The 4541-nt window shown below is 49.0% G+C and carries 4 protein-coding genes, 4 tRNA genes and 1 rRNA gene; 8 read left to right on the plus strand and 1 reads right to left on the minus strand.

All coding sequences use genetic code 11. The features are described 5' to 3' along the window. Window positions 1-42: 42 nt before the first annotated feature. From rrf to birA, 3 genes are all read left to right on the plus strand, one after another. A 5S ribosomal RNA gene (gene rrf / locus HX778_RS18625) occupies window positions 43-158 on the plus strand. Between the two features lie 297 nt (window positions 159-455). Continuing rightward, window positions 456-1484 (plus strand): UDP-N-acetylmuramate dehydrogenase, encoded by a 1029-nt coding sequence (gene murB / locus HX778_RS18630; RefSeq protein WP_176982751.1) that lies wholly within the window; start codon window positions 456-458, stop codon window positions 1482-1484. Beyond that, window positions 1481-2443 carry a bifunctional biotin--[acetyl-CoA-carboxylase] ligase/biotin operon repressor BirA gene (gene birA / locus HX778_RS18635; protein WP_154189596.1) on the plus strand — a complete coding sequence of 321 codons (963 nt, stop codon included), beginning with the start codon at window positions 1481-1483 and terminating at the stop codon, window positions 2441-2443. Before murB ends, birA begins: the two co-directional genes overlap by 4 nt. 27 nt (window positions 2444-2470) lie before the next feature. Here birA and coaA read toward each other — a convergent pair whose 3' ends face one another. Continuing rightward, window positions 2471-3424: a type I pantothenate kinase gene (gene coaA, locus HX778_RS18640; protein WP_038483028.1), complete on the minus strand. Its 954-nt coding sequence runs from the start codon at window positions 3422-3424 to the stop codon at window positions 2471-2473. Between the two features lie 448 nt (window positions 3425-3872). On the opposite strand from coaA, the gene HX778_RS18645 reads away from it, so the two are divergent. The 5 genes from HX778_RS18645 to HX778_RS18665 all read left to right on the plus strand — a co-directional run. Next, window positions 3873-3948 (plus strand) — tRNA-Thr (locus HX778_RS18645). 12 nt (window positions 3949-3960) lie between these two features. Next, window positions 3961-4045: transfer RNA gene (locus HX778_RS18650), tRNA-Tyr, on the plus strand. A gap of 117 nt (window positions 4046-4162) precedes the next feature. Further along, window positions 4163-4237 (plus strand) — tRNA-Gly (locus HX778_RS18655). A gap of 9 nt (window positions 4238-4246) precedes the next feature. After that, a tRNA-Thr gene (locus HX778_RS18660) sits at window positions 4247-4322 on the plus strand. Between the two features lie 112 nt (window positions 4323-4434). Further along, the coding region (locus HX778_RS18665) for a GTP-binding protein (RefSeq protein ID WP_001785379.1) at window positions 4435-4541 on the plus strand (107 nt) is incomplete at its 3' end.

The following is a 4541-nucleotide window of genomic DNA, read 5'->3' on the forward strand; positions in this document are numbered from 1 at the left end:
TGATGGTTATGCGGATGCATAACGGTCAATAAACAGAATTTGCCTGGCGGCCGTAGCGCGGTGGTCCCACCTGACCCCATGCCGAACTCAGAAGTGAAACGCCGTAGCGCCGATGGTAGTGTGGGGTCTCCCCATGCGAGAGTAGGGAACTGCCAGGCATCAAATAAAACAGAAAACCTCAGCCTGACGGCTGGGGTTTTTTGTTTTCTGGTTTCTGCTGCTTTCTACTCTCAGAGAGCATGACAAAATCGTCGGGAACGATTTTGCACAGCCGGAGGCTGCCCGCAGGGTGACGGGCAGGAAAGCCCGGCATACAACTGCCAGGCATCAAATAAAACAAAAGGCTCAGTCGAAAGACTGGGCCTTTTTGCTATGCGCGTTATACCGAGACAGGCAAGCCAATCCCGGTAGGATCGGGTAAACTACTTCGGTTAATATTCCGGGAAATGGCTGACATGAACTCCTCTCTTAAACCCTTCAATACCTTTGGTATTCAGGCAACGGCTGAACGTATAGTTATCGCTGAATCCGTACAACAGCTTACTGAAGCATGGACAGCATCGATGCATGCTCAGCAGCCCGTTCTTATTCTGGGTGAAGGCAGTAACGTCCTTTTCCTGCAGGACTTTGAGGGAATGGTGATTGTTAATCGCATCAAAGGGATCCAGGTGATTGAAACTGAAGATGCCTGGTTACTGCATGTCGGAGCCGGTGAAAACTGGCATAATCTCGTGGAATATACCCTCCAGCAAGGCATGCCGGGTCTGGAAAATCTTGCTTTGATCCCCGGTTGTGCAGGCTCATCGCCAATCCAAAACATTGGAGCATATGGGGTCGAAATAAAAAAGGTCTGCGATTACGTCGATTGTGTTGAGCTGAGCAACGGCCGTGCGTTGCGTTTAACCAACGAAGAGTGCCGCTTTGGCTACCGTGACAGCATCTTCAAACATGACTATCAGGATCGCTTCGCGATTGTTGCTGTAGGTTACCGCCTGCCGAAAGCATGGATGCCTGTGCTCAACTATGGTGATCTGACTAAATTAGATCCGGCTACCGTTACGCCTCAGCAGATTTTTGAAAGCGTCTGCACTATGAGAACCTCGAAGCTGCCCGATCCTAAAGTGAATGGTAATGCCGGCAGTTTCTTCAAAAATCCCGTTATTAGTGCCGAACAGGCAGGAAAACTGATTTCCAACGTGGCAAATGTGCCTCATTATCCGCAACCTGACGGCAGCGTTAAACTTGCTGCGGGCTGGCTGATCGATCAATGCCAGCTCAAGGGCCATCGCATCGGTGGCGCAGCGGTTCATCAGCAGCAGGCTCTTGTTATTATTAATGAAGATGAGGCAAGCAGCACGGATGTAATTGCCCTCGCTCATTATATTCGCCAGCGAGTCGGAGAAAAGTTTGATGTCTGGCTTGAGCCTGAGGTTCGTTTTATGGGCGGTAAAGGTGAAGTCAGCGCCGTGGAGACTATCGCATGAAAGATAATCGAGTTCCGTTAACGTTAATCAGTATTCTTGCCGACGGCGAGTTTCATTCCGGCGAGCACCTGGGTGAGCAATTAGGCATGAGCCGTGCCGCGATTAATAAGCATGTTCAAACGTTGAGAGACTGGGGTATTGATGTTTTCACCGTTCCGGGCAAAGGCTACAGCTTGCCGGAGCCCATCCAGCTGTTGGATGAAAGCTTCATTAAGTCGCAGATTGATAGTGGTACAGTCGCTGTGCTACCGGTGATTGATTCGACCAATCAGTACCTGCTCGATCGCCTCAGCACCCTTCAGTCCGGTGATGCCTGTATAGCCGAATACCAGCAGGCTGGGCGTGGCAGACGAGGCCGCCAGTGGTTTTCCCCCTTTGGGGCAAATCTTTATCTGTCCATGTACTGGCGTCTGGAGCAGGGACCCGCGGCGGCAATTGGTCTCAGCCTTGTTATTGGCATCGTAATGGCCGAAGTATTGCAGAGGCTTGGTGCCGAAGAGGTCAGAGTTAAATGGCCAAATGACCTCTATCTCAGCGATCGCAAGCTTGCCGGTATTCTGGTTGAGCTCACGGGCAAAACGGGGGACGCTGCACAGATAGTAATTGGAGCAGGGATTAATCTCGCGATGCGCAGCGTAGCTACAGATGTGATTAACCAGGGCTGGATTAACCTGCAGGAAGCCGGTATCCGTATTGACAGGAATACGTTGGCCATAACGCTTATTCAGGAGCTTCGTGCGGCGCTGCAGCTATTTGAGCAGGAAAGTCTGGTACCGTTTCTGCCTCGCTGGGAAAAACTGGATAATTTTATTCATCGTCCGGTAAAGCTGATTATCGGTGAACGTGAGATTTATGGTATTTCTCGCGGGATCAACGAGCAGGGGGGATTATTACTGGAACAGGATGGCGTAATAAAGTCTTGGGTTGGCGGTGAAATTTCCCTGCGCGGTGTGAATTAAAGAGAGGGGGATTTCCCCCTCGCCTTATTATTTTCTCAGCTTAACGCAGTCAACGGCATGATTAGCACTTTTTGTCATTATTAAGCTTGCGCGATCGCGTGTGGGTAATATGTTCTGCTGTAAATTCAACAGATTAATCTCTTTCCATAACTGCATGGCAATATTCACAGCTTCATCCTGAGAAAGTTTTGCATAGCTATGGAAATAAGAATTTGGATCGGTAAAAGCGCCTTCCCGGAATTTCAGGAAACGATTGATATACCAGTTTTGTAATAACTCTTCCGGCGCATCGACATAAATAGAAAAATCCACAAAATCCGAAACAAATACATGATGCGGATCGTGCGGATAATCCATCCCGCTTTGCAAAACGTTCAATCCTTCCAGGATTAATATATCCGGCTGGGCAACTATCTTGTCACCGTCAGGAATCACGTCATACACGAGATGTGAGTAAACCGGCGCTGTCACATTGGTTGCGCCAGATTTGATATCAGAGACAAACTTCACCAGGCGATGCATATCATAGGATTGCGGGAAGCCTTTCTTCTTCATCAAATTGCGCTCTTTGAGCACTTTATTTGGATGAAGGAAGCCATCAGTGGTAATCAGCTCAACCCGGCGATGCTCAGGCCAGCGGCTCAGCAAAGCCTGCAGTACGCGAGCTGTAGTGCTCTTCCCGACCGCCACACTGCCCGCAATGCTAATGACATAAGGAATGCGTTGTCCGTTTGTGCCAAGGAACTGCTCGAGTACCGCCTGGCGCCGCAGGTTTGAACTGATATAAAAATTGAGCAGGCGAGACAGCGGCAGATAAATCTCGGCCACTTCTTCCAGGGAGAGGTCTTCGTTAATGCCTTTTAACCGGGCTATTTCCCCTTCGGTTAGCGTCATGGGGACTGAGTCACGCAAAGCCGCCCACTGGCTCCGGTCAAATTGTAGATATGGGGTCGTTGCCAACATTTGCTCTTTATTACTCATAAGCATGCTTCTGCCTGTAATTCAGGACAAAATTTACGCACTGCATTCTCTTACGCATGAAATCAAACGTAGTGCATCAAAAGTATGCAGCGTATTTAACTTTTCAATAGTGGGCAGGAGGGTAACACCGGAATGCAGAGAACGATAAGAAAAAATCAACAGCAGTGATGTATTACGGCGAATACATCACGTTACGCTTAGGTAAAAGAGAGGCCTGCAAGTAATCGTTGCATAACTAGCCTCTTTCAGGACTCACGCTTGCCATTCTGCCATAACAAAACGTCAGGTCAGGCAAAATGGCAGGCGGTAATGATGGAAATTTGTTCTCAATTGGTGCTTTAGCCATCATATTTTCGAGATCTAGCGCAAAATGTGAGCGGTAGTGCATTTTATGCAATTTTTTTGTTGCATGCGCGGCTCTGTCTTCCTAGAATGCGCGCTACTTGATGCCGGCTTAGCTCAGTAGGTAGAGCAACTGACTTGTAATCAGTAGGTCACCAGTTCGATTCCGGTAGCCGGCACCATCAAGTACCCCAGGTGGGGTTCCCGAGCGGCCAAAGGGAGCAGACTGTAAATCTGCCGTCATCGACTTCGAAGGTTCGAATCCTTCCCCCACCACCATATTCGGCAACGCATTGCGAAGCCCGAGACGATAGACAAGCAGTTTGTCGGCTCGAATATTGAGAGGCCTTCTCTCATATTCAGTACAGAAAGATTCAGGTAGCCGAGTTCCAGGATGCGGGCATCGTATAATGGCTATTACCTCAGCCTTCCAAGCTGATGATGTGGGTTCGATTCCCACTGCCCGCTCCAACAAGATGTGCTGATATAGCTCAGTTGGTAGAGCGCACCCTTGGTAAGGGTGAGGTCGGCAGTTCGAATCTGCCTATCAGCACCACTTCTTTATCTCCTCCCTGTTTCTCTTCTGTTAATGCATTCAGCTAATTCAGGCATATGCCTGGTTGATGTGGTGATATCACCGATTTATCCGTGTCTTAGAGGGACAATCGATGTCTAAAGAAAAGTTTGAACGTACAAAACCGCACGTTAACGTCGGTACTATCGGCCACGTTGACCATGGTAAAACAACGCTGACCGCTGCAATCACTACCGTTCT

Origin of the sequence: Cedecea sp. P7760 (genome assembly GCF_013386425.1) — a bacterium.
Classification (GTDB): Bacteria; Pseudomonadota; Gammaproteobacteria; order Enterobacterales; family Enterobacteriaceae; genus Cedecea; species Cedecea selenatireducens.